21 protein-coding genes are annotated in these 25,891 nt (G+C 43.9%); 8 read left to right on the plus strand and 13 right to left on the minus strand.

The window, feature by feature from the left end:
* A partial coding sequence (locus AC5JM2_RS06315) for a caspase family protein (RefSeq protein WP_495834051.1) occupies nt 1–1,190 on the minus strand: 1,190 nt, incomplete at its 3' end.
* Nucleotides 1,191–1,383: 193 nt separating this feature from the next.
* Nucleotides 1,384–2,169, minus strand: a complete 786-nt coding sequence (locus AC5JM2_RS06320; RefSeq protein ID WP_495834052.1) for an ABC transporter permease — start codon at nt 2,167–2,169, stop codon at nt 1,384–1,386.
* Between the two features lie 752 nt (nt 2,170–2,921).
* On the opposite strand from AC5JM2_RS06320, the gene AC5JM2_RS06325 reads away from it, so the two are divergent.
* Nucleotides 2,922–3,359: a peroxiredoxin gene (locus AC5JM2_RS06325; RefSeq protein ID WP_495834053.1), complete on the plus strand. Its 438-nt coding sequence runs from the start codon at nt 2,922–2,924 to the stop codon at nt 3,357–3,359.
* Nucleotides 3,360–3,439: 80 nt separating this feature from the next.
* Here AC5JM2_RS06325 and AC5JM2_RS06330 read toward each other — a convergent pair whose 3' ends face one another.
* The 6 genes from AC5JM2_RS06330 to hemC all read right to left on the minus strand — a co-directional run bounded on the left by AC5JM2_RS06330 (nt 3,440) and on the right by hemC (nt 10,772).
* Entirely contained in the window at nt 3,440–3,826 is a 387-nt protein-coding gene (locus AC5JM2_RS06330; protein ID WP_495834054.1) for a hypothetical protein, read from the minus strand.
* A gap of 185 nt (nt 3,827–4,011) precedes the next feature.
* Complete coding sequence (locus AC5JM2_RS06335) at nt 4,012–4,911, minus strand: ABC transporter permease (RefSeq protein ID WP_495834055.1); 900 nt, start codon at nt 4,909–4,911, stop codon at nt 4,012–4,014.
* Between the two features lie 72 nt (nt 4,912–4,983).
* A complete protein-coding gene (locus AC5JM2_RS06340) occupies nt 4,984–6,003 on the minus strand; it encodes an ABC transporter ATP-binding protein (protein ID WP_495834056.1) in 1,020 nt (339 codons plus the stop codon).
* 873 nt (nt 6,004–6,876) lie between these two features.
* A complete protein-coding gene (locus tag AC5JM2_RS06345; protein WP_495834057.1) occupies nt 6,877–7,146 on the minus strand; it encodes a hypothetical protein in 270 nt (89 codons plus the stop codon).
* An 897-nt stretch (nt 7,147–8,043) separates the two neighbouring features.
* Nucleotides 8,044–9,492 carry a glycogen synthase GlgA gene (glgA, locus tag AC5JM2_RS06350; RefSeq protein ID WP_495834058.1) on the minus strand — a complete coding sequence of 483 codons (1,449 nt, stop codon included), beginning with the start codon at nt 9,490–9,492 and terminating at the stop codon, nt 8,044–8,046.
* 308 nt (nt 9,493–9,800) lie between these two features.
* Nucleotides 9,801–10,772, minus strand: coding sequence for a hydroxymethylbilane synthase (gene hemC, locus AC5JM2_RS06355; protein ID WP_495834059.1), 972 nt, complete (start codon nt 10,770–10,772; stop codon nt 9,801–9,803).
* 388 nt (nt 10,773–11,160) lie between these two features.
* Between hemC and AC5JM2_RS06360 the strand changes: the two genes are divergently transcribed.
* From AC5JM2_RS06360 to AC5JM2_RS06375, 4 genes are all read left to right on the plus strand, one after another.
* Nucleotides 11,161–12,969, plus strand: a complete 1,809-nt coding sequence (locus tag AC5JM2_RS06360) for a sensor histidine kinase (RefSeq protein ID WP_495834060.1) — start codon at nt 11,161–11,163, stop codon at nt 12,967–12,969.
* Between the two features lie 13 nt (nt 12,970–12,982).
* Nucleotides 12,983–13,648 (plus strand): response regulator, encoded by a 666-nt coding sequence (locus AC5JM2_RS06365; protein WP_495834061.1) that lies wholly within the window; start codon nt 12,983–12,985, stop codon nt 13,646–13,648.
* 811 nt (nt 13,649–14,459) lie between these two features.
* Nucleotides 14,460–15,734, plus strand: coding sequence for a PAS domain-containing sensor histidine kinase (locus tag AC5JM2_RS06370; RefSeq protein ID WP_495834062.1), 1,275 nt, complete (start codon nt 14,460–14,462; stop codon nt 15,732–15,734).
* Between the two features lie 22 nt (nt 15,735–15,756).
* Entirely contained in the window at nt 15,757–16,593 is an 837-nt protein-coding gene (locus AC5JM2_RS06375) for a response regulator transcription factor (protein WP_495834063.1), read from the plus strand.
* On the opposite strand, the gene AC5JM2_RS06380 is transcribed toward AC5JM2_RS06375, so the two are convergent.
* The 5 genes from AC5JM2_RS06380 to AC5JM2_RS06400 form a co-directional block, all read right to left on the minus strand.
* Nucleotides 16,577–17,830, minus strand: coding sequence for a S8 family peptidase (locus tag AC5JM2_RS06380; protein WP_495834064.1), 1,254 nt, complete (start codon nt 17,828–17,830; stop codon nt 16,577–16,579). The two genes, AC5JM2_RS06375 and AC5JM2_RS06380, sit on opposite strands and share 17 nt — an antisense overlap.
* Before the next feature lie 291 nt (nt 17,831–18,121).
* Entirely contained in the window at nt 18,122–18,334 is a 213-nt protein-coding gene (locus AC5JM2_RS06385) for a hypothetical protein (protein WP_495834065.1), read from the minus strand.
* 145 nt (nt 18,335–18,479) lie between these two features.
* Nucleotides 18,480–18,683: a hypothetical protein gene (locus tag AC5JM2_RS06390; RefSeq protein ID WP_495834066.1), complete on the minus strand. Its 204-nt coding sequence runs from the start codon at nt 18,681–18,683 to the stop codon at nt 18,480–18,482.
* A gap of 146 nt (nt 18,684–18,829) precedes the next feature.
* Complete coding sequence (locus AC5JM2_RS06395; RefSeq protein WP_495834066.1) at nt 18,830–19,033, minus strand: hypothetical protein; 204 nt, start codon at nt 19,031–19,033, stop codon at nt 18,830–18,832.
* A 146-nt stretch (nt 19,034–19,179) separates the two neighbouring features.
* Nucleotides 19,180–19,383, minus strand: a complete 204-nt coding sequence (locus AC5JM2_RS06400; RefSeq protein ID WP_495834066.1) for a hypothetical protein — start codon at nt 19,381–19,383, stop codon at nt 19,180–19,182.
* Nucleotides 19,384–19,659: 276 nt separating this feature from the next.
* Here AC5JM2_RS06400 and AC5JM2_RS06405 point away from each other — a divergent pair, with 276 nt between their 5' ends.
* The 3 genes from AC5JM2_RS06405 to AC5JM2_RS06415 all read left to right on the plus strand — a co-directional run bounded on the left by AC5JM2_RS06405 (nt 19,660) and on the right by AC5JM2_RS06415 (nt 25,861).
* On the plus strand, nt 19,660–22,944 hold the full coding sequence (locus AC5JM2_RS06405; RefSeq protein ID WP_495834067.1) for a type 2 lanthipeptide synthetase LanM family protein: 3,285 nt from the start codon (nt 19,660–19,662) through the stop codon (nt 22,942–22,944).
* A 38-nt stretch (nt 22,945–22,982) separates the two neighbouring features.
* Nucleotides 22,983–24,059 (plus strand): histidine kinase, encoded by a 1,077-nt coding sequence (locus AC5JM2_RS06410; protein WP_495834068.1) that lies wholly within the window; start codon nt 22,983–22,985, stop codon nt 24,057–24,059.
* 737 nt (nt 24,060–24,796) lie between these two features.
* On the plus strand, nt 24,797–25,861 hold the full coding sequence (locus AC5JM2_RS06415; RefSeq protein ID WP_495834069.1) for a c-type heme family protein: 1,065 nt from the start codon (nt 24,797–24,799) through the stop codon (nt 25,859–25,861).
* The last annotated feature ends 30 nt before the right edge of the window (nt 25,862–25,891 follow it).

Here is a 25,891-nt window from a genome sequence, read left to right on the forward strand (position 1 = left end):
CCTGGTGTTGAAGGTTGTTGTTCTGCAATTATAGGAGCTTCAACTAGGGCTATATATTCATCTGTTAGTCCTAACGTTTGCTGAACAGGAGTTGGATTCCCTGGTGTTGAAGGTTGTTGTTCTGCAATTATAGGAGCTTCAACTAGGGCTATATGTTCATCTCTTAGTCCTAAGACTTGCTGAAGACGTGTCAAATCAGCACGAGTTCTCTGGCTGAGAGGAAACCCATGTTCAATTTCCGTACGTAACGCCTGCTCATATCGCTCCAATTTTTGCTTGTAGACTTTGATAGGTTCTAAAACTTGAGCCTCAATTGTGGCAGTCTTTTGAGATGATAGTCCCAACGTATTTCGTATCTCGTCCAATGTAGTGCGACCAGTAAAAGAAATCTCGCCGTCGCCGCCCTTCACCCAATATTCAACTTCTCGACGATATATGAGCCTCGGGTCACCAATGGGTGCTTTGGCAAGCTTGATTTTATAGCCTTCTTTGATGGCATATATCTCCGGGTTCATTGCAGGAGCAACTTCTTGGACTTTTTGTTTGGCATATTCATGCAATTCATCAACAGAAATCCAACCATCTTGATCCCGATCTGCTACACCAGTTCCCAGCCCCTCAACTATGTAGCGGGTATAAGTTGAAATATCAGCTCCTTGCTGTTCAAAAGAGTATTGAGTCGAAGTCGAAGATGTGAGAACAGCTCGCCCTTCTCCACCCAATTGGTTTTTTACATCTACAAAACCATCATCTTTAGCTGACAAGCCCTCGGCAAACGCACCACTAAAGCAACAATCAAGAATCACAACTTGGTGCTTAGAGCGACTCTTCCTCATGATTTCATGCACAAAGCTAGCTGGCACTGCTGTTGCTCTGACGAGTTCTCCTTTATCAGTTTTGCGGGTGTTGTGAGTGGCGAAGTAAAGCCTGCCGCTCTCGTCTTTTATTCCGTGACCTGAGAAAAATAACAGTACAAGGTCATCTTTTTGACGACTTGAAAACAAAGTTTCAATTGCTTCCTCCATCTTGTGTCGTTCCAGATTGAGGAGCGGTTTTACCTCATCAAAACCTCCTATTTCTGGGTTTTGCAAAACTTGCTGCATTGCTTCCACATCTTTTGCAGCTGCAGGTAAGGGGGTAAGACCTTGTTCGTACTCACTCACCCCAATCAGCAAGGCAAACTTAGCCATTTGCAAGCTCCTTGCCTGGTACAAATTGCTCTGCTATCTGAGCAATGGTAAGTCTAATGTTGGATTGTCCTGCCATCTTGAACCTCAAAGCGATGGTGTCATGCAGTTATTATAAAAATAACCGTATTTTCTCGCTTGATATCAGGACAAAATTATAATTTGATGCTAGTGATCGATTCGTACCCTGATGTCTCTAACTTGAAGCACTTGTATAAAACCGCAACGCAAACCGCCAAAACCTAGTAGAAACAAAAAACAGCGCCAACGCTAACACTCCCGCCCCTACGATCCAAGTGATTTGACTTCGACCTAACATTGCTTCTGCTGGTATCGTTGTTAAAAATGCGACTGGAACAACAAACGTGAAGAAGAAACGGTATGCTGTAGGATACGCAACCATCGGATATCGTCCAGCTTCCAACAGACCCCTCAGCACTTCGGTAACATTGGATATTTTGACAAACCAGATGCTAGTAGATCCTAGCATGAACCACAAACTGTAAAGAATGACAAAGCTAAAACATAAGGGAATTGTACTGATGAGGTAGTCGTCTATTCCTAAACCAAGTTTTGTACCTGCGTAGCCAATGATGATGCTACCAAAAATTATATCTGGAAGTCCCCAAGGTGATATCGTACGGGTAGAAAGCCAAAACTGGCTGCGGATGGGTTTGAGTAGGACAAAGTCCAATGTCCCTTCTTGTACTTGGCGGACAATGCTATTCAAATTTGGAGCAAGGAAAGTCGCGGAAAAGCCTTGCATCAGCGTGAAAATTCCTAGGACGACTAAAGCTGCTTCCCATCTCCACCCAGCAAAGGTGTAGCCGTTACCGTAAAACAAGAATAGTCCAAAAAGACTACCCGCAAGATTGCCCAAGCTGCTCAAGGTTGCTAAGAGGAAATTGATCCGATACTCCAACTCAGCTTCTATGGCAGCGCTCCAAAATAATGTTAGTACTTTTAGGTATCTGTTTCTCAAGGTGAAGAACTATAAGGGCAATACACCTCATTATCTCATTTGCATCAAGCTTTTTGCTCGCGTCCACCCATTCTCCAGAAGAAAGCAATAGTGCTACTGAAATATTTCCAACCTAATGCCAAAAGTGAAATACTGAGAACTTGCACCATTACGAGTCAAGAATCACAATAGTATTAAATGCTATTTAAATATCTCAAATAACAGTTCCAGGTTTAGTCCCTTTTAACTGAGATCTTGCACTTGTGCCAACAACCGCCTAGGGTTTAAACCCCAGTCTCATAGTAAAAGTCGTCTAAAGACGACTGTATAAGCTTTTGAGTCTACTAAAGTAGACTTTAACTGTGAGCCTGGGAATTGATTCCCAGGCGGACGAGGTTATGTTCTTGAGAATGGTGCAAGATCTCAGTTTTAATGGACTTTGCCTATTAGCCTGGGACTTACAGTCTTAGGCGGATGACAGCGGAGTGAAATCAAATGTAATTATTTTGACATTGAATCACTGGATTCAAGATATAAAAATACACATATTGTGTAGGGTGGGCATTGCAATGCCCACCCTACTTAATTCTCAAACCTAAGAAACCACAAATTCACAAAAATATATAAAGTTTGATACAATACCGCCATCAGGGAAAACAGTAACAGGTATTCGTAACTTTCACCAAACAAAGTCTCAAAACTTGAAAGGTCGAACCGGTTACTGACCACAAAGTGCCCTGAAGCAAACCCTGTATAGTGGAGATACTAAAACTATGCCCTTAGCAGTTGGTAGCGATGCACCTGCATTTACCGCCAAAGACACCAACGGCAATACTGTTTCGTTGTCTGATTTCAAAGGTAAGACAGTGGTTTTGTATTTCTACCCCAAAGACGACACCCCAGGCTGTACCAAACAAGCCTGTAGTTTTCGGGATGCTAGTGAGGACTACAAGAGCAAAGATGTAGTTGTGCTGGGAGTCAGCGCAGATGATGAAGCTTCCCACCAAGCATTCACTCAAAAATATAGTCTCAATTTTCCGCTACTGGCTGACACTGATAAAACCTTAATCAAGGCATACGATGTCGATGGTGGTGGATATGCTAAACGCGTTACCTACGTCATTGATGGTAACGGCAAAATCACCAACGTTGACTCTAATGTCAACACATCAAGTCACGCTGGCGATGTTTTAGCAGGATTGGGGTTGTAAAAAGCTATTAGCAATCATTTAAAAGAACTCAGAACACAGACCTTTTTTGGTACTGCGTTCTGTGTTCTTTTTTTGTTGCTTTACTGTCCGGATTTGGGTTGAATGATTCCAGGTGTATTTACCCGAAAGCCTGATTGATTTGGTTGCTGTTGATTTTGTTGATACAATTGTTGTTGCTTTTGCTTGAATGCAGCTGCTGCATCATTGAGTTGTTGGTTCTGTTCATTTGGATTCCAAGTTGCATTTCCTTGTTGAAGGCGATGCATTAAACCAAACATGCCCATATTATTCACCTCATCGCTGCGAGGAGATAATGGATCGTTATCCTGTTGTGAATTGAGGTCTTGCAGAATGTTTCTTGAGCTAGGTTCAGCTAAACTAGGTTTAGGCAATAGCAAGGAAGCAAAGCTGAGTCCTGCCACAGTAAGTACAAATAGTTGTTTAAACGGTAAAAATGGTTTTTTCATAAAAGCCTCCAAGAAATTTGTTAACCCACGCTTTCTGGGCGTGGGAGGACTGTTAAAGGATTTTGATTAAGAATCATACAGAACACACCAACTCACTAACTCAGAATAATTCTTTTTTGTGGTACGTAGGTAATTGGTGAGTTCTTTTCATGCCAAAATCACTAAAATCCAATAATGCTTCTATCTTAAGCAAGAGTCCGTCGCAGTTGAGGTTGAATGCTAAGTAATGCTACAACAGCAAAGCCAAGCAATACCACCAAAGCGCCACCAAACGTTACATCACCCCAAAAAGCATGCATGACTACGCTATTTAATCCCCAATCTTTGTGAAGATACAAATAGCGAATTGGTTCGATCGCATAGCTGAGGGGATTGAGGGTAGCGACAACCTGTAGCCATTGAGGCATGAAGGATAATGGAGCTAAAGCAGTACTAGCAAACAACAATGGCAAGTTGCTGACAAAAATGACTGCAATAAGTTCAATATGTCCCGGTAAGGTAAAAGCCAAACCAAGACTGATCGCAGTCACACCTAATGCAAGCAGGAAGACAATCAAAACTATTGCTCCTAAACCCGCTGCATTTGGTAACCCAGCCCCCAAAAATGCGGCTGCTGTCACAATCACCGCAGCTTGCAGTAAACTTTGGCTGATAATAAAGATAGCCGAAGCCAGAACTATCGAAAACCGTGAAACAAGAGGAGCCACGAGCAAACGGTTCAAAAAGCCGAATTCCCGATCAAACATCACTGGTAAACCAGCATTCAACGCCCCAGCAAATGCAGTGAAAACAATAACGCCAGCGCCCAGAAATTGTCCATAATTTGTGGTATTGCCAAAGATACCTTTTGGTGCATTTTGAAATAAAGCACCGAACAGCACCAACCACATCACAGGTTGAATAATTCCTGCAATTAATGTTGAGGGACGCCGCTGCAACTGAATAAACAAGCGACGCGTCAAAGCAAGTGTCTCTTGTACAAATTCACCGAAGACATTGGGAGTCGCATCTACCTCGTAAACTTGAGGTGATGCCGCTTGTTGCCAATTTAAATCGGATTTTGGAGGTAAAACGGTACCGCTCATAAAAATTCACACATTCAAAATTCAAAGTTCAAAATAGTAGGATCGGTGTTAATCATTACCAATTCACAAAACCTAACGCATACTCTGCTTGCGTTCAGCCTTTTGATCGCGATTTCCAGCGGCTGCGAGTTCCGCATCCATCAAAGTTCGTCCTGTGGCTGCAAGATAAACATCATCCAAACTCGGTCGAGATTGGGCAATACTAAAAATTGGTAATCCAGCCGAATTGAGCGTTTGTTGGATGCTAATCAAAGCATCGTTTTGCTGTGTCACGACTAAGTTCAGGGAGTTCCCTTGAGCGCTATTAATGATCACTTCTTGAACAAACGACAAAGATTTCAGCAAATCTTTGGCTTTGTGCACCTCTTCGTTGGGTGAAAATTCGCGGATTCGTAAGGTAATGCGATCGCCCCCAACTTTATCTTTCAACTCTGAAGGCGTTCCTGTGGCAATCACAACTCCACGGTCAATAATTGCCACTTTATCAGCCAAAGCGTCAACTTCTTCTAAGTAATGGCTGGTAATCAGTACCGTTGTTCCTGCTTCTCGCAACTTACGCAGGAAATCCCATACCACGAAACGACTTTCTATGTCAAGTCCTACTGTTGGTTCATCTAAAACCAAGACATCTGGTGCATGGAGTAATCCTGCTGCTAAGTCTAGGCGCTTGCGTAACCCACCAGAGTAAGTGCCAGTCTTTTTGTCTGCATATTCCTGCAAACCGAGTAACTGCAGCACGGTGTTAACTCGTTGCTTTGCCACTGCGCCAGGTAAGTGATACAGTGCAGCTTGCAGTTGTAGTAATTCGCGTCCAGTCAACACCTTATCTAAGGCAACTTCTTGAGCTACGTAGCCTAGCCTTCTCCTTGCTGCTCTTGGATTATCCACCACAGATATTCCAGATACTTCTATTTTACCTGCATCTGGTGTTGTGAGAGTACACAAAGTTCTCAATGTGGTCGTTTTGCCTGCTCCGTTAGGACCGAGTAAGCCAAAGATTTCCCCTGGTTCCACCTGAAAGGAAACATCCTTCACGGCTTCAACCATGCCGTAGCGTTTTTTGAAATTTTCAATGAAAACGGCGGGAGCCATGATAGTTTATCCTAAACTATACAAATCTCAACAAAGTCTATTCCTATTGTAGTTGAGTGATGTTCGGTGGGGTGATTAAGTGGGTACGGCTTCCTTTATCTTATGAGTTGGGTTGCAGTTTTGTCTCACCCAAAGGCGATCGCCCATTCAATCACTACACTTGCACTTCATTTAAGTCCGCTTAATCACAACTGGATCTTAGTCGCACACTTTTGCATAGTAATCTGTAGACAGAAAAATAATTTGTATGTACCAAGGTTACTGGGGTTTAGACTAACCAATACAAAACGATCCAGTACCTCTGAGTTAATAACAGACTTGCTGAAAGTATAAAAAATCTTTGATATTAAACCGCAATAGATGGTTCTTTACGGGGTGATGTTGCTCTTTTTTTAACGATTGGATAGCAAATTCTACGTATACGGTTCTTTCCGGGAGTCCACCCGGGAGATTTTCCGCGAGGTTTGGGTGCATCAGCAGGAGTAGCAATCACCCTTCGCGGAGAACCTCCGGTTCCGCTGCGCTTTAGACCTCTGGGCGTGCGCTTTGCGCATACGCAGTCGCTACAACGGGGGGAACCCCAACGCCAGATCCCTACGGAGGGAAACCCTCCTGCAGGACTGGCTCCGCAACGCGCTGCTCACCGCTAAAATTCCTCCCATCGCTTGGGCAACTCTTCCAGGGGTTAATTTATCGATTGACTTTTGCCAAGGTAAAGGATTGTCTGCAACCCAAGCTAGCCATAGTGGTTTTGTTATACGTGGCGAACCCTCTTCCTTGAGACGAAAAGTATGGTGCAAGATGTAGCGTGATGTACGCCTGAATCGACAGTCACGAAACACCTAGAATGTGATCATCCCCAACGCCGCGTTATTAAACGAATGTACCTAGCATCACCCCCAAAATTGCGATTATGGGCAAGGAATAGCGGAAGATGTACTCACCTTGAGTGGAGTCGTTATTCATATAATCAATTAGCCATCTGTACCACAGACAAAGCGTCAACCCCAAAATCAAGAAAATGAACAGAAGCTTGTACAAAGGTGAAGCAATGAGTAAAGCAGTACTATACCCAAAAAGCTGACTGGCATTGTACAAACCTGTTGTGACGCCAATCCTACGTAGAAATTGATTTAATGTCATATTTGTTGATATATCCGGAAGTAAGCCGGTCTTTTGGTTATCTTTGTTCTAAGCTTGTTTTTAGTTCGCTTGATTCATTATTGTCTGGAATATTTGCATATAAATACCAGGGGTAATTGATACCAAGTTGCGGGTCAGTGACCTCAGCTTTCTCGCTGAGCGCTGCTAGGTACACGCCGCACCCCTTTTGACGTACGCTTTGCGCTTACGCTCAAATTCACGCATCGGGTTGAGTCGATCATTCAAAAAAAGATTTTTATTGTTCATTTTGAACGAGCGAATTTTGATAGCATAGCCTGGCACGAAGTGCCATACTTTGAACTATTCAGAGGAGATGGAATGAGAGCATTTACTCACCACATCTACGTAATTCAAGAGAAACCCTCCTGCAGCACGCTTACTCACCGCATGGCGCTGGATTCAGGGCAAAGTCTGCCTCTTGAAGCTTCAAGAGGCGAGCTTTGGGCAAAAATACACCCAAATCTTAAGTCTTAGTACAGCTTTTGATAAATTAGGGTTGGAAATCTCAGATTTCATGTTGGGTTGCGCTTTGCTCCAACCCCAGTCGCCTGTTGAGGGAAAACGCCACATGCTAAGAAAGCGGGAAGCCCTCCGGGGATGACCTGAGCCCTATGGCTAACGCCACGGCTGCGCCTAACGGGCACGGCCCCGTGCCGAACGGTCATGCTGCGAAGAGCGGGGGTTCGCAATCGACGCTCACCGCCAAGACTGCGACCCCCTCACCTTCTGGTGGGCGTCTAAGCCTGTGAAACCCGGACGCCAGACGCCTAGTAGGTCGGGATACCCTCCTGCAGCGCGGGCTCTCCAACGCAGTGGCTCCCCTCCTGCAGCACTGGCTCCCCTTACACCCCCATACCCCTACACCCCTTTCTTGGGTCAAGACTTACTACTCGCTACTGGCTTATCAACTTGCGCCTCTTCCTGCTGTGGTGGTTGTTCTTCTTCCTCAGGTGGTAAGCCATAAATCGACCGATACAGGTTCACATACTCCTTGGCAGATTGATACCAACTAAAGTCTTGACTCATACCGCGTTGTTGTAGCTGTTCCCAATAATCCTTGTAACGGAAACCTTCCCATGCCCGTATCATACAGGTAAACAGATCCAATGGTTCATAACGGTCAAAGCAGTAACCAGTACCTGCATGGTTCGTTGGATCATGATGGAATACAGTATCAACTAATCCCCCAGTACGGCGGACAATTGGCACTGAACCGTAACGCAAAGCCATCATTTGGCTAATACCGCAAGGTTCAAAACGACTTGGCATTAAAAAGGCATCGGTACCCGCATAGATGCGACGAGCCAAGGCATCGTTATAAAGTAGGTAAGTTGCCATGCGTCCAGGGTAGCGCGATGCGAGTTGCCACATTTGGGTTTCGTAGTAGCGATCGCCCGTCCCCAACAAGACAAACTGTGCATCTGTGTACGCCAAAAAGCGATCCAAAATATTCAACGTCAAATCGATGCCTTTTTGTTCCACCAACCGTGTCACCATACCAATAAAAAAGGCATTGCTATTAACTTCTAACCCTACTTCTTCTTGCAAAGCGATTTTGTTTGCTTTGCGTTTCTCTAAACTGTCAGTACCAAAGGTTTGGGCTATGTACTTATCGGTAACTGGGTCGAAAACTTCTGTATCAATGCCATTGATAATACCGGACAACTTACCGCTGATGAAAGACAATAACCCTTCTAAAGTTTCACCATAAGCGGCTGTCTGGATTTGCTCGGCATAAGTTGGCGAGACAGTATTCACCTTATCTGCAAACTGTACTGCAGCTGCCATTGTGTTGTGTCCTTGCATATACCAAGGACACCAAGTAGTTTTCTCTAAAAACCAGCGCCACGGGCCTTGATATGCTAGGTTGTGTATCGTAAAAACAGTGCTGATATCAGGAGATTGATGCATCCACACAGGAATCATTCCTGTGTGCCAATCGTGACAGTGGACAATTTCCGGTTTCCAATAATTCCAACAAAACTCCGCTGCTCCGTTGGCGAAGAATGTGAACCGCCAATCTTCATCTTCTCCACCGTAAATTCGACGGGGCGAAAAAGCTGGATGTCCAAATAAGTACAAAGGAACATCAGTACCAGGCAGGACAGTTTCGTAAACTGCAAAGCTTTGGAACATGGCAGATCCCGACCAAATTGGCTCGCTAGGAATTTCCATTTTGTCTGGTAGCATACCGTAGTAAGGCAAGAAGATCCGCACATCATGCCCCATTTCCCTCAAGATTTTGGGGAGTGCTCCGACAACATCACCCATTCCACCAACTTTCGCGATGGGAGCTGCTTCTGCAGCCACAAATAAAATCCGCATGATAATGTGTGTTCCCTCGATTCTGCCTAGGTTCTAATTCCATGACTAGTAGGCTAATGCCGCACACACAGAGTGTTGGTACGCACTGCCCACCCTACAATATAACCACATATACTGGTCGTGGAAAAGTTCAACCAGTTATCAGTTATAGCAGGGAACAGGGAACAGGGAACAGGGAACAGGCAATAGGCAATAGGAAACTCTTAATAGGCTTGATAGTCTAGTGGTGTCCGTATTTTCTCATAGTTCATGTCCTAATCTAGCTGGTAGCTGCTATATCAGTTGTTCACTGTTCACTGTTCACTGTTTCAGGAACCCCGTTGAATCTCAGTGAAGATTTGATCCAAAATTTCTTGTGCTCCTTGTTGACGCAATAGCTGTGCGAGTTCTTGACCTAGCTGTTCAGCATTTTGAGCTTTTCCTGTGACTGTATCTTTGACGAATTTTTGACCATCTACGCTTGCAACTATACCCGTTAGAGTTAAATTATCTCCATTTATTTCAGTATTTACACCAATAGGAACTTGACAACCGCCCTCAAGTTCGCGTAAAAAAGCACGCTCAGCAAGACAGCGATCGCGTGTTTGTGGATGTTCAATAGCTTTGAGGATCGAGAGCAATTCGCTATCGTTTCCACGACATTCTATTCCCAAAGCACCTTGCCCAACGGCGTGGAGAGAAATTTCTTTTGGTAGACTTTGATGGATGCGATCGCCCATTCCCAATCGTTCCAAACCCGCAACTGCCAAAATCAGCGCGTCATACTCACCTGCGTCCAATTTTGACATACGTGTGTTCAAATTTCCTCGCACATCTTTAAATTGCAGGTGAGGGAAATGATGCCGCAACTGTGCTAAGCGTCGTAGGGAAGACGTACCGATAACAGCACCTTCTGGCAGTGTATCAATTTGCTTATCTTTGTGTTTTTCATGCACAACTAAAGCGTCTGCTGGGTTTTCTCGTTCTGTAATTGCTGCCAGAACTAACCCTTCTGGTAAGCGAGTCGGCAAATCTTTAAGAGAGTGAACAGCAAAATCAATCTCCTGGTTCACCATTCCTACTTCAAGTTCTTTGGTAAATAATCCTTTATCGCCAATCTTAGCTAAAGCAACATCCAGGATTTTGTCACCCTGAGTGGACATGGTGTGGACGTCAAAAGAGATATCAGGAAAGCTTTTCTTGAGTTGTTCTTGTACCCAGTAAGTCTGAATAAGAGCCAGTTGGCTTTTGCGAGAACCAATGCGGATTGTGCGGGCGGAAGTGGAAACAACAGATGTCATAAAGAAATATATCAAGCTGGGAGATAAATTCACTTTATCTAGACTACCGCAGTGGGTGACTTGTCAGCTTTGTGCCTGATTTGAGTTTACGATTATTCTCAGCCCTTTTTACATAACTTCATTAAGTTATATGAATTTATAAGAATTATTAGTCGTTCAAATTTAAATTTTAAATTTAACTTCTTACTTTCTAAAGTTGTATTACAATCATTACATAAAGCAGATATTTTTACGGAATATACAGTAATTAAACGGAAGTACAACTTGTACTTTATAAAAAGTTTGAGCTATTGTATTGTGTCAAGGATGTTCTGGGGAATGGCTAGATTTCGAGAGATTTTGTAAAAGAACTTTAGAAAAGATAAGCCCCTGAAATTAAAATTGACAGATGACTAGTTGCAGCGTCACAGAATTTCAGGTATCGCAGTTTCAATTGCGAGGGAACAAACGCATGGCTTGGGAAGAACTCTCATCAGTCTACGAGCAACTACACGAATGTGCAGTCCAAATTGAGGAAATCGCTAAAGCTAGAGAGCGTCAACGTATCGCTCGCGATCTCCATGATTCACTTGGACAAACCTTAACGGCGCTCAATATTCAGTTGCAAACTGCTCTCAAGCTTTGGAAGCTCGATCCGACTAAGGCGAAATTTTTTCTGACGCGGGCTCAAGGGCTTGGTGCCAATGCTATCAAGGAGGTACGACAGTCTGTCTGCTCGTTACGAGCAATAACGAATGCTGACAAGCCTCTAGAACAATTGATTGAATCTCTAGTAGAAGATTTTCAGCAAGTCACGGGCTTATCAGTCTCGACGTGCATAAACCTGTCTGCTGCTCTGCCTCAAGAAGTGAGTACCACAGTCTACCGAATTGTGCAAGAAGCCCTGACCAACATCTGCAAGCACGCAGCAGCGACAGTAGTAAAAATTCAGATTAAAACCATTCCAGGCAGAGTGCAGCTTGTCATCATAGACAATGGTAAGGGATTTAGACGGAATGTTTCGCCAAAGGGATTCGGACTGCAGGGGATGGCAGAACGGGTGGCAGCATTGAAGGGTCAACTATACATCGAATCAGAGCCAGCAAAGGGCTGTCGGATCGAGGTTGAACTGCCAATCGAGCAAGAAGCTATACCAGAGAAATCGCCAAACAACGTTAGTCATAATCACATTGCTAATGATAACGATTATACTGATTTCTGTATCTTGATTGCTGCACGACCAACAGCAAGCTCAGTTATTCGTCACAACCAACAATCCTCGCGGTTGAACTCACCCCCCAACCAACTGGAAATCACTGCAGAAGGTTTATCAAAGTCAAGCTATCAAGCTATTGATGAAAGTTTTCTTCGCCAATGTAAACAACAACTAACGGATTTGCTCGGACCGTTCGCTTCTGTTTTGATAAAGGAAACGCTTAAGTCTTCGCCTGGTATTTCCAAACGAGAACTAGTAGAAACCATAGCAGCAAAAATTTCTGATCCTCAAGTGGCTGCCGAATTTCGACAAGCATTGAGCACTCAGATCCATATTGAAACAGAGCAAGGTATGAATCGTCAGTTTAAGGTTGAATTGCCATTCCAGCAAGAGCAGTCACTAGACAATATTGCTGCTGATATTTTGGCTTTGACTTCCACTAGTTCCACACAATCAAAAGAAAGCTTGGAACTATATTATAACTCACGGTTGGAAAAGATTTTGGCAGACTATATTGGTTCGCTCGCCTCATCCCTGGTGCAACAAGCGACGCAACAGGTGTTCAACTGTAAAGAAGTCGTTGCCAGACTGTTGTGTGACATCCCTGCTGCTCCTCGAACCCAGATCGAGGAGCAGGTAACGCTTTTGTGGAACTCAACCCCCACCCAATCAGGAAACACTGAGGAAGATTTCTCGCTTTTGTTGAACTCAACCCTCAGCCAATCAGGAAGCACTGGGGAAGATTTCTCGGGTTCGAGCTACCAAATTATTGATGAGATTATTGATGAGAATTTTCTTTGCCAATGTCAGCAACAACTGATGGATTTGATCGGACCGTTCGCTCCATTGCTGATCAAGGAAACGCTTAAATCTTGGGCTGGAATTTCCCCACGAGAACTGGTAGACAAGATAGCAAAAAAAATTCCCGATGCTCAGGTGGCTGCTGAATTTCAAGAGCGGATGTATTCTTGGAGTCAGAATCAAAGTTTGTCCTCATCATAAGCAGGTGCACAAGATGATTCGTTTGTTACTGGTAGATGACCAAAGTCTTGTCCGCGAAGGCATCAAAGCCATGCTCAGCTTAGAGCCAGATTTGCAAGTCGTAGCTACGGCTGACAACGGAGCAGTCGCAATCCGGGAAGTAGAGGCTCTGCAACCAGATGTGGTATTGATGGATGTGCGGATGCCAATTATGGATGGCAAGGAAGCCACACGCATCATCACTCAGCGCTTTCCAATGGTCAAAGTCATTGTTCTGAGTACCTTCGATGATGATGAATACATTGCCCAGTCGATACAGGCTGGTGCTAGAGGGTATTTGCTCAAAGATATGCTGTCTGAAGAATTGGCAGAGTCAATTCGGTTTGTCCATCGCGGTTATACACAGCTAGCCCCCGGACTCATGGAAAAGTTGATCACTCAAGCTTCCAGTTCAACCTCCAAGCATCGCGGATCTACCCCAACTGTTCTGGCTGAGTTACCTGCTAGAGAGCGAGATGTGTTGCGCTTAATTGGCACAGGTGCTACCAATCGCGAGATAGCTCAGCAGCTTTTTATTTCGGAAGGAACAGTCAAGTCTTACGTGACCAATCTGTTTAACCGTTTGAATTTGAAGAACCGAGCACAGTTGGCGATTTATGCCACTTCTATCATCTGGGATGAGAGTCAGAATAAACCGTGACGAAAGTTTTAAGAACAATTACTTATTGACTCAACTTTAGTCGAGGGAAATCTATCTATTCGTTGCAGTGGGAGTCAGACGTTTTTCATAGATTTCTTCCTGATTAAAACTTTATAATGAGATACATGAACTGGTTGAAAACTTCTTTCTATAAAAACCAAGTTCTTCAATTTTATAAAAATGCTTTTGTAGAAAAATCGTTGATGCAGTATGTAATTTTATTGGTAATTTCTAAGAAGAATTACTATAAGTTTTCTTCAAACACTGGAAAACTATGGGAATCCTAAATCATTTATGAAAAATTTTGAGTAGTGTAGGGTGGGCACTCCCACTAAAACCCGAATATAGTGGGCAGGATCTGACTGGCAGTGCCCAACGCCAGATACCTAGTAGGTCGGGAAACCGTTCGGCAGATCTCATACCATTTCACGAAATCCTTGATACAAATGATTAGTCTCTAATTCTTTCTCCCCTGCTCCTCTGCTCCTCTGCTCCTCTGCTGCCTATTTGTATCAACCTTAAAGTGAAACGGTATCACGGCCGAAGCCCTCATCAAGTACTGGCTCCCCTACGTGTGTTTCAAAAATCAAATAGGATTCCTATATCAAAAACAGAACTTACACAAAGCCTCCCTCAAAAAGGGAGGTTGAGAGGATTTGCAATGTCTGAAATCCCTAAAATGCCATCAAGGCTGTGTAAGTCCAAAAGACAGCAGCATATTTATACTTTCAAACTCCACTTAGGAATCAGAAAAGTCAAAGCTTTTCAGTAAAAATTACCATTATCTATGTGAAATACAACAGTAGGAAGTATGTTTGTTCGCGATATCAACAACCACAAGCTGTCTTTATTAACCTCACCAAAGACTCATGAAGCTAAGAAGTGCAAAGTGCAAAAGCTTCTTGCTCAATTACATAACGCCTCAGAGCAACTATACCATGAGAAAGTTATGCGTTTGCAAAGGGAGGCAGAATTAGAAAAGTCTCTTTCTTTACTTCAGGCAACTCTAGAATCTACTACAGAAGGTGTTATTGCAATCAACTTCAACGGACATATTGTTAGCTTTAATCAGAAATTTGTCCAAATGTGGCAGATTCCGGAGTTCATCATTAAATCACGCAACCATAACCAATCCCTAACTTTTTATAAGAATCAACTTAAAGATCCAGAAACCTTTTGCAGGTGTATCGAGGAACTGGACAGCCAAGCGGATGTTGAAGGCTACGATACTCTGGAGTTGAAAGATGGTCGGGTTTTCGAGCAATACAGCCAACCTCTGCAGCTTGACGAGCAAATCATTGGCACAGTATGGAGTTTTCGGGACATTACCAAGCGTTTGCAAGTAGAAAAAGAAGTTCATCATAATTTAGCGCAAGAAGAAGGAATCTGTGAACAAAAAGAGCGATTTGTCTCCATGATTTGTCATGAATTCCGTTCTTCATTGAACATGATTTCATTCTCCACGAGCTTATTGAAACGTCATCGTCACAGTTGGAGTGAGGAGAAAAAACTACAATATCTCCAACGGGTTCAAACAACAGTTGAACAGCTCAATCAATTAATGGATGAAGTTTTCATCATTGATACAGCACAAGCAAGAAAGCTAAAGTTCGAGCCGAAACCACTGAATCTACTCCAATTCTGTCATGACATATTGGCTCAAATGAATTTGAGCGAAAGCAACCAGCATACAGTTACCTTTGTCAGTCAGGGTGATTGTCAAGCAGTTTGTTTGGATAAAAAATTACTGCAGCCCATTCTCACGAATTTACTCTCGAATGCACTCAAGTATTCTCCAAAGGACAGCACAGTTGATGTGGTGCTTTCTTACCAAGATGAAAAAGTTCTTTTCCAGATAAAAGATAGAGGAATTGGCATTCCCAAAACAGACCAACAACTCCTGTTTGAACCATTTCATCGCGGTGGGAATGTTGGTGATATCCCAGGTAACGGATTGGGGCTAGCAATTGTCAAAAAGCTTGTGGATATACATGGTGGTCAAATTTTTGTGGAGAGTGAAGTAGGCGTTGGTACCACTTTTACAATCACATTGCCATTCTGTCAATCAGTAACAATGACTAAATAATGACTAAATATTGAGGCAAACCATGACAAAAGTTTTAGTGATTGAAAATGAGGCAGAAAACCGAAATATCTTTCTAGAATGCCTGGAGGCGGAAGGGTTCGATGTTATCGGTGCAGAAAACGGTCTTCTCGGCGTCGAAAAAGCACAAGAACTGGTGCCTGACTTGATACTTTGTGATATTGTAATGCCGGAACTAGATGGTTACGGTGTTCTTACCTCGTTACGCCAAAACCGGGTAACAGCGATGATTCCCTTCATTTTTCTTACTGCCAAGAGTACCACAGCTGAAGTTCGTCAAGGTATGAAGCTGGGAGCTGATGACTATCTTACTAAACCTACGACGGCAGAGGAATTATTGGGAGCGATCGCCACCCGACTAGAAAAACAAGCAGCCATCAGGCAGTGGTACGCTGCTCAGTCACAACAAGTCACAGCACTTACTCCTGCTGATGAGTCACAACAAGTCATCACACCACCTGCTACTGACACTACTCTTCCAACAGACCCCCAGTCAATCTTTCCTGTTTGCCCTCAACTCAAGGAAGTTTTCGACTTTATCGAAGCCAATTATGACCAGTCAATTAACTTGAGTGACGTAGCCCAAGCAGTTGGTTACGCCCCAGCTTACTTAACAGATCTCGTACGACGTCAGACGGGAAAAACGGTGCATCAATGGATTGTGGAGCGGCGGATGGCAAAGGCATGTTCCTTGCTTATGGAAACTAACCAGTCAATGGAGCAGATTGCTGAGGCAGTGGGATATCATTATGCAGGCTGTTTGTTTCGTCAGTTTCGCATCAGCTTTGGAACGACTCCTCAAGTCTGGCGAAACCAACACCGTTCTAGTCCTGAGTCATGAGTCCTGAATGAACTAAAGTGAGGGCTTTGGACTTTTGCTGAGTCTGTTTCAGGAGTAAACCAGCAATCAGAACGCTAACACATAGCAAAGCTGGGGCAGCAGAAGGTTCGGGGATAGTTGTCGGTTTGGGTTGCACACCCAGCGCGAGGATAGCTTGATCTCCCCTAATCAAACCAAAGCCACGTCTGGAGTCGAAGCCCGGCGAAGGGTTATAAGCTGTATTTCTCAGAGCATTGTAGATTTCTGTGGGCGTTGCGTTCGGGTTTGCCTGTTGTAGCAGCGCTGCTACTGCGGCTGTAAACGGAGCCGATGCCGAGGTGCCGAAGAAGCGGAAGAAGCGGGGGTCGGCATCAGGAGGAGAGTTCCCAGTCAAATTAAAGGAAATCGGTAGCCCGTCCGGAGCCACAACATCAGGCTTGAGAGAACCTGGGTTGCCTTCTGAAGAAAAAGGTTCCAGTTGCCCCTGTTTTACAACAACACCATCCGCTCGCCTTGAGTAGGATTCCGCGTTCCCGTAGTACACTGCTCCAACGGTTAGCGCATTTGGGTTATTTGAGTGTCCGTATATTGGGATATTGCCGGAAAAAGCATTACCAGCAGCAGTGAAATAAGAAATCCCCTGATTAAATACTCTGTTAATCGCCTGGTTGATAGGTCCGTTCGGAGGTTCCAAATCTAGCAGATCTAAAGGTGCATCAGAAGGAGCATTTGGGGGGTATTGATAAGCGGCATCATCCACGATAATGTTTGCCCCAGCAGCCGAAAGAGCCTGAATGCCTTGACCGACAAGATCTGCACCGCTCGCACTTGTGTAGAACGCCAACTTGGCCCCCGGAGCCACAGCATGAATGACTTGCAGTAAGGCACGACCTTCATCAATGGGATCGGTATCCGGATCAATGACCGTGGGATCTGGGTCTGGATAGTCCCTTAAGACCTGAATACCCGAAGGCAGGTACCCGTCCGCAACGTTCGTGGCATAGTTATCCACCTTTCCCGATCTGTCAAAGCTGATTGGAGAGGTATCGAAGCTGTCAGAGATCACGCCGATGGTGATTCCGGTGCCGTCTAGACCGTAGCGGTCTCGCAAAACATCTACCCCTGTAGCTTTGGCTGCTGCTTCTATTGGTAGGGTGAAGGTAGCTGCCTGAACCTTGGCAACGACGCTTCCAATTGCGATATTTGTAGCAATCACCCCTGACGTAACGATTCTCTGGAGAAGTTTTAAATTTTTCATGGCGTTTAAGAACCTTCCCAAGACTCTTTGGATTAGAGCAGGTTGGATTTACTGCTGATTAGTGGCGGACTTAGCTTAAGCTTACACTAAGTCCAATTTGAATTCTTTAGGAACAGATAAAAAATTAAGAGTAATCAACTGAAAAATCTAAACATTAATCTGAATGTTTTAGAAGAATCAATATTGAGACTAAAACCCAGTGAGTTTAGAACAACTCTCTATAAAGGCTCACTGGCTTAAGAACATATTGGATCTGCTGAAGGTTGCCAACCTGCTAAATTAACGCTTACACTAAATCTCGGCTTTGAGATAAATCCGGGTCTGCAATTTGATACAAGAAGGTATATCGACAGTCCGCCAGGGGAAACAAACCATACCACCAGCGACTGTCTCTAGAGCTTCATCAGATAATTCTCCTTCAGCAAACTGCGCTATTGGCTCTTGCTCGAACTCGGACTTGGTATTCATAGCCTTAGAGATGACTTTTTTGAGTTCGTCTTGCATTTTATTTTCTCCTATTTTCTATTTTTTTCTGTCAATCAATGTGTTGGGAAGTAAACCCAGTGAACAAAGAAGAACGTTCTATAAAAGCTCACTGGGTTAGAACCGTTTGGAACTTTCAGTAGTTACTGGTGTGTTCAGCTTACGCTTATACTTGATTGTTGGCGTTCCAAGACCGACTTTTCTTGCAACCGCAGAAAATCAAAGTTAGACCGACAAAAACACCGCCTGCTACTGACTCTAAAGCTTCATCAGATAATTCGCCTTGAGGAATCTGCTCAGTTGGCTCTTGCTTCAATTCTGAGTTGGTATCCATAGCTTCAGAAATGACTTTTTTGAGTTCGTCTTGCATTTTTCTGTCTCCTATTTTCTAGTTTGTTTGTGTCAATCAGTGTGTTGGGAAGTAAACCCAGTGAACAAAGAAGAACGTTCTATAAAAGCTCACTGGGTTAGAACCGTTTGGAACTTTCAGTAGTTACTGGTGTGTTCAGCTTACGCTTATACTTGATTGTTGGCGTTCCAAGACCGACTTTTCTTGCAACCGCAGAAAATCAAAGTTAGACCGACAAAAACACCGCCTGCTACTGACTCTAAAGCTTCATCAGATAATTCGCCTTGAGGAATCTGCTCAGTTGGCTCTTGCTTCAATTCTGAGTTGGTATCCATAGCTTCAGAAATGACTTTTTTGAGTTCGTCTTGCATTTTTCTGTCTCCTATTTTCTAGTTTGTTTGTGTCAATCAGTGTGTTGGGAAGTAAACCCAGTGAACAAAGAAGAACGTTCTATAAAAGCTCACTGGGTTAGAACCGTTTGGAACTTTCAGTAGTTACTGGTGTGTTCAGCTTACGCTTATACTTGATTGTTGGCGTTCCAAGACCGACTTTTCTTGCAACCGCAGAAAATCAAAGTTAGACCGACAAAAACACCGCCTGCTACTGACTCTAAAGCTTCATCAGATAATTCGCCTTGAGGAATCTGCTCAGTTGGCTCTTGCTTCAATTCTGAGTTGGTATCCATAGCTTCAGAAATGACTTTTTTGAGTTCGTCTTGCATTTTTCTGTCTCCTATTTTCTAGTTTGTTAGTGTTAATTTAACCTTGATACTAACCAGAATATCGGCACAAAAACTAAATTGTCAATTTGTTTTTTTTAGGAAGAGAATCTAAAAAAATAGAAGTCATAATACAAGACAAGTTAAAGCAGCTTAAATAATTCTCAGCTTTAGCGAAAGAAATTGAATTGTGATTCAGAATTTTCATCATCTAAACTAAAAATCTAAATATCAGTAGAAAAAACATTCTGAACTCAACTAAAAGTAGGATGCAAATAAATGGAAGTTTCACAGCAAGATTTACTCAAAATAGTTGAGCAAGCCAGTACACTTGGTGAAAGATTGGGCAATTACTTTGTTCCAGATGAAGTTGGAGACAACGACAAGCTGACTATGTCTCGCTTGAAAACTTGGTGTCAGGTTGTCACACAAGGGAATCCAGAAAAGTTAGCCAAACGGCTTGTCTGGGACAATCTGGACGTTGGCACTATGGTTAGGGTCCTCGGTACTGTCCGCCTTGCTGATGGACAACAACTCCCCGTTTGGGTAGAAACTTTGCGCGAAGCTTTGCTAACTGACTGGGACACAGCCTATGCAAGTACTTATCACTGTTTGGAAACCGAAAAGCCAATTCCCTTTGAAGAACTTTATCTGCCCTTTGTTCACATAGCGCTGCAGAAAGTTATTGCACAGGTCGGTGCTAGTTGGCAACTCCTTTCCGAAGCAGTCCACATATATCTGGAACGTCAACTGCTGTTGAAGTTAGCGTCTCTTTGCGCTCAATCTCTGGAGTTTGAGTTTTCACAATTTAAAGCAGTAAGGGAATCAGCGTCCATTTCATTACCGGAACAACAAGGTAAGCATTCCAATGTGCAATACCAAACCTTTGTCAAAGATTTGACAACAGGAGGGCTGTTGTCTTTTTTCCAGAAGTACAGCGTCTTAGCACGGCTAGTGGCTACAGCAATAGACTTCTGGGTGGAGGAAAAAGCGGAATTTCTTCAGAGATTAGCATTAGACTTGCTAACTATCCAGCAAATATTTCAAGAACAGACAAGTCAGGTTGTTGAAATCCAAGGAAATTTCTCCGACTCTCACAATCAAGGACGCTCCGTCATGGCTTTGACCTTTGCCTCTGGATTGAAGCTAGTATACAAACCTAGAGGCTTAGCTTTGGAAACCGCCTATTTTCAGTTACTCGCCTGGTGTAATCTGCATTTTCTCAAGACATTGCGTACAACGTCTCTACACCCATTTAAGATACTCAAAGTTATCGACTGCACCACCCACGGCTGGATGGAGTATGTAGAGCATTTGCCGATTGAAGATGAAGCAGCCGCACAACGATACTACCAGCGTGCAGGCATGGTTCTATGTCTACTCTACGTGCTGCAAGGGAATGACTGCCATGAGGAAAATCTGATCGCCAGTGAAGAACACCCCGTGCTGATAGACCTGGAAACCCTTGTCCATCCTTGTGCTCGCGAGGTTAACCCTACAGAGGAAGTAGGGGCACAATCTTTAGCGAATCAGCAATTTTTTCAAGATTCCGTGCTGCGGACTGGATTATTGCCGAGATGGGAATTTGGCGCAGATGGAGGAACAGCACACGACATTAGTGGTTTGGGGGGAGCTGGCGGAGAAGTCCCTTTTCGTATGCAAGAGTGGCACAACATTAACACTGACAACATGGCATTGGAGTATGAGCCTGGCATTATGCCACCTTCAGCCAATATACCTTTCCTTAATGGCATCGCCCTATCACCCCATGATTATGTTAATCAAATCGTGGATGGTTTTCGCCAGATGTATCAGTTTTTGGCACAAAGGCGAGAAGAGCTTCTGGCAACTGATAGTCCAATAGCAGCCCTAGCTCATCAGAAAGTCCGGTTTTTATTTCGCAATACACAACTATACTCTCATGTTCTGGGTAAAACTCTCCACCCGAAGTTTCTACAGCATGGTGTAGACCGTAGTATTGAACTGGATGTGCTAAGTCGGGCATTTTTGGCAGCGGATGAGAAACCTCCCATTTGGTCAATACTTGGGGTGGAACTACAAGCAATGGAACAAATGGATATTCCTTATTTCATTGCTGACTCCAGTAGTGATGCTCTGGCACTCAATTCAGACCTAATCGTTAAGGGATATTTCAAAGAACCTAGCTATGACCGGATGATTTCTTGTCTACGGCAGCTTAATGATGGAAATTTAGCTCAACAGATTGCAATTATTCGGGGTTCTTTTTACTCGCGGGTCGCTCAAGGAATGACTACTGCCCTACCTACTGAGCGTGCTAGTGCTGATCGAAATCTGGATGCAATGTCTCCTTTGACACAAGGACAACTGGTGCAGGAAGCACTAGAGATTGCAAAGGAACTGCAACAACGAGCAATTTACGCCGCTGATGGTAGCGCTACCTGGATTGGTATGGCGTACCTTCCTAAGGCAGAGCGGATGCAACTTCAGCCCTTAGGCGATGGTTTGTACGACGGTGTTTGTGGAGTCTCCTTATTTTTAGCGGCGTTAGCAAAGATTACTGGTGACGCGGGATTTCGAGATTTAGCGCTGAGCGCTTTGCAAGACCTGAGAAAAACCTTGCAGCACACAGACCCGAACTCTCAGCGTAAAATCACAAAGCAAATCGGTATCGGTGGAGGCACTGGATTAGGGTCTATTGTTTATACATTGGTAGGAGTCAGTCAGTTTCTGGATGAACCGGAGCTTCTCGATATTGCGAGTCTTGCAGCTTCATTGATAACTCAAGAAAGCATTGCGAGCGATCGCCAATTTGACACAATAGCTGGGGCAGCAGGAACAATACTAGGATTACTAACTTTGTACCAAGCAAAGCCAAATCCAGCCATTCTCGATCAAGCCCAATCCCTAGGTTATCACCTGCTAAATAACCGTACCAAGAGCGAGACTGGATTTCGAGCTTGGGCAACTTTGGAAGACAAGTTAGCAACGGGAATTTCTCATGGTGCAGCGGGCATTGCCTACGCCTTAGTGCGACTGTACAAAACCACACAAGACCCAGTTTTTCTGGAAGCAGCAAAGGAAGCGATCGCCTATGAACGCAGCGTCTTCTGCCCCAATGATGGTAACTGGCCAGATGTACGAAATTTTTCCCTTAACAAAAGTAAACCATCTTTTATGACGAGTTGGTGTCATGGTGCTCCTGGCATTGGTTTAGCCCGTTTGGGAGCTCTTTCGATACTTGATACAGCAGAAATTCGCCAAGAAATTGCGGTCGCCATAAACACGACTGAGCAATTTGGTTTACAAAACATCGACCATCTGTGTTGCGGTAACTTTGGCAGAATGGAGGTATTATTAGTAGGAGCTTGCAAGCTGTCGCGTCCGGATCTGTTGAATACTGTCCAAAAACAGGCAGCACGAGTTGTAGCAAGGGCAAAACAAGTTGGTACTTTTGATCTGTTTTCTGAACTTTCCGGAGATATTTACAACCCAGGTTTCTTTCAAGGCACTGCTGGAATCGGTTATGAATTACTGAGGTTAGCATATCCAGAATCGCTTCCTTCAGTGTTGTTGTGGGAGTAAACAGCGATAGTTTCGCGCCTTATATGTAGAGACGTAGCATGCTACGTCTCTACACAGATCATCTTATTAGCAACCGAATTGGCTTTTATGTACAAAGTCCACCCGAAACAATTGCGAGTCTGACCGAAACATTGTGTATTGTTGTCGCTGGTTACTTCTGTTATCCTGCTATGAATCACTGGCTGAAAACTCAATCCCATCCTGTCCGCTTTTTGCTTTACTTGGAATGGGGGTTGCTGTTCATGGCGATCGCCTTCTCCTTCACAGACGCTACCGCTCCCACGGCGCAAAGCGCAATCGCGGCTATCTCCCTAGAGCCGAGGTTATTGCCGCAACTATGGCTCCCCAAGGCACTCGAACTGCTCATGCTGGCTGTGTTTGCATTGACCGGTGGCATATTACCCAGTCGTAGATTTGCTACCAAAATGCTGTACATTGGCATACAGTTCAGTTTAGTTTTGGCATGGCTGGCTTTAAGTGGACAGTTGTGGCTGTTACCAGTTCTGTTGCTAATCGTCGTGATTCGCAGTTGGTTTTTGTTAGCATTACCCGGACGTTGGACATTGGCAGGATTTGTTTTGGCAATTATGTTACTCACAAGAGTGCAACAGCTTGGTAGCAATGACACAGCTGCGTTGTTCAATCAGTCACCGCAAGATTGGTTAAGCCAGTGGAGTGATGTTTTTTGGTTTGCAATTGTACTGTTACTACTGATGCAGTTGATGCAGTACGTGCTGGTAGCGCAACAGATGCAACAACAACTAGCGCATGAGCAACAACGATGGCGACAGTACACTCAACAACAGGAGGAACTCACTGCACTCAAAGCACGCCACCGCATCGCCTACGAAAGCTATGATGCACTGGGACATACGTTGATTGCCATCAACATTCAGTTACAAAGCGCGTTAAAACTCTGGTCTATTGACCCTAGTCAAGCACAAAAGTTTTTGGCACAAGCCCAACACCTTGGAGTCACGACCATGCAAGAGATTCGCAATTGTGTTCGTGTACTACGCATGCATAGTATACCACCACGAGCAGAACTGTCCTGTGAAACCAAAGACCAAGACACCTCTCAAGAAACACAGGGGTGTAAGGGTGTAGGGGTGTAGGGGTGTAGGGGAGCCAGTACTTGATGAGGGTCTCCCTCCGTAGGTATCTGGCGTGAAAAAGGTGTTTGTTTCATTCCCGCTCTTGCGCAGTCGTGCCGCAGGCATAGGGCTTCCCTTCGGGTAGGTAGTGCCGTGCCGCGAGCAAGGTACGGGGCGCTATCGCAAACGCTAACGCGGCGCTCTCCGCTTGATACAAATCTTTTTTCAAAGGTGGGCGCCCTCCCCACCTTTGATAGCGCAGCGTGCCGCAAGGCGTCCGGATTTTCCTTTCCCCCACACCCTTACAACGCCCTTCGGGGAAGACCTTCGGTCTCGCTGCGCTAACGCCAGTCGCCTAGGTCGGGAAACCCTCCTGCAGCGCTGGTCTCACCAGATGCCTCAAGTCGGGGAACCCGCCCACGGCACTGGCTCCCCTTACACCCTTACCTCCCTAGTTTTTGTAATAGCTGCGACCTCTTTTGACCTTAGTCGTAGTTATTTTTACTTATTGGCTTAACTTTAGTCAAAAGGAATGTATCTATTTGGTTGTAGGATTCTAGACGTTTTTCAGATGTTTGTTCCTGGTTGAATCTCTACGATGAATATAGTTCTTAAAAGAATGAAAAAGTTGTATCAAACCTATACATGACTGGCAATATAACTGAATCAAAAATAAGATTGAACTTTTATCTAATAGGAGCGATCACTTACCTTTACATCGGTAGGACATTCTCCTATAGATAAAAAGAAGAAAAGCTATGATAGGTCATTCTAAGCTGGCTACTAAATTTACCTTGCTCCTTTCACTAGTTTTTATAGGCGCTATCTTAATGAGTAGTTTTGCTTTATCAAAAGCACTTGAGCATAGAGCTGAAGATGAAATAAACTATCGGGGTCAGCTTCTCATACAAATGATAAATTCAGTAAGAGATTATACTGCTAACCACGTAACAACTCTCGTTGCACCTAACCTGGAAACTCAACAAAATTTCATTCCCGAAAGTATACCAAGTTTTGCAGCCAGAGAGGTGTTTGAGAATCTACGCAAAAACAAAGAATATAGAGATTACTTTTACAAAGATGCCACACTCAACCCGACAAATATAAGGGATAAAGCTGATGAATTTGAAACCCAACTTATAGAGCGCTTTCGTAACGAACCAGGGTTGAAAATCTTATCAGGTTTTCGGAATATGTATGGAGACGAATTATTTTATAGCGCTCGTCCTTTTACTCTTAAAGATTCAAGCTGTCTTCGCTGCCATGGCACTCCAGAAACAGCCCCTAAGAGTTATCTAGAAACCTATGGAACAGAAAACGGTTTTGGGTGGAAGCTCAATGAAGTTATTGCTACTCAAATTGTTTATTTTCCTGTTAGTGAAGTTTTTGACAGAGTTTATAAGGCTTTTTTCTTATTTATCGCAATTTTCATTAGTGTTTTTACCCTGGTCATTTTTACATTTAATCATTTGCTGAAGCGAAACGTTCTCCAGCCCATCAAACCAATGGCTCAACTGGCTCAAAAAATTAGCACTGATACATTTGTTTTTGATCGAAATGAGAAAGTTGAACTTAGAAATTTGGTTGCGATCGCTAAGCGCAATGACGAGTTAGGACAGTTGGGACAGGTTTTCCTAAGAATGGTTCATCAAGTCTACACTCGTGAGCAACGCTTGAAAAAACAGATGCAAGAACTCAGCATCCAGATTGACGAAACCAAGAAAGCTCGTCAAGTGGCTGAAATTGTTGATGCAGAATACTTTCAAAATTTAAGTGTACAGGCAAAAGAAATTAGAAAAAAATGGGCAGAACCCGACTCGTGAATAAGAGTAGAAAGCTCTTATATTTTTATT

Source organism: Brasilonema angustatum (assembly GCF_059505445.1).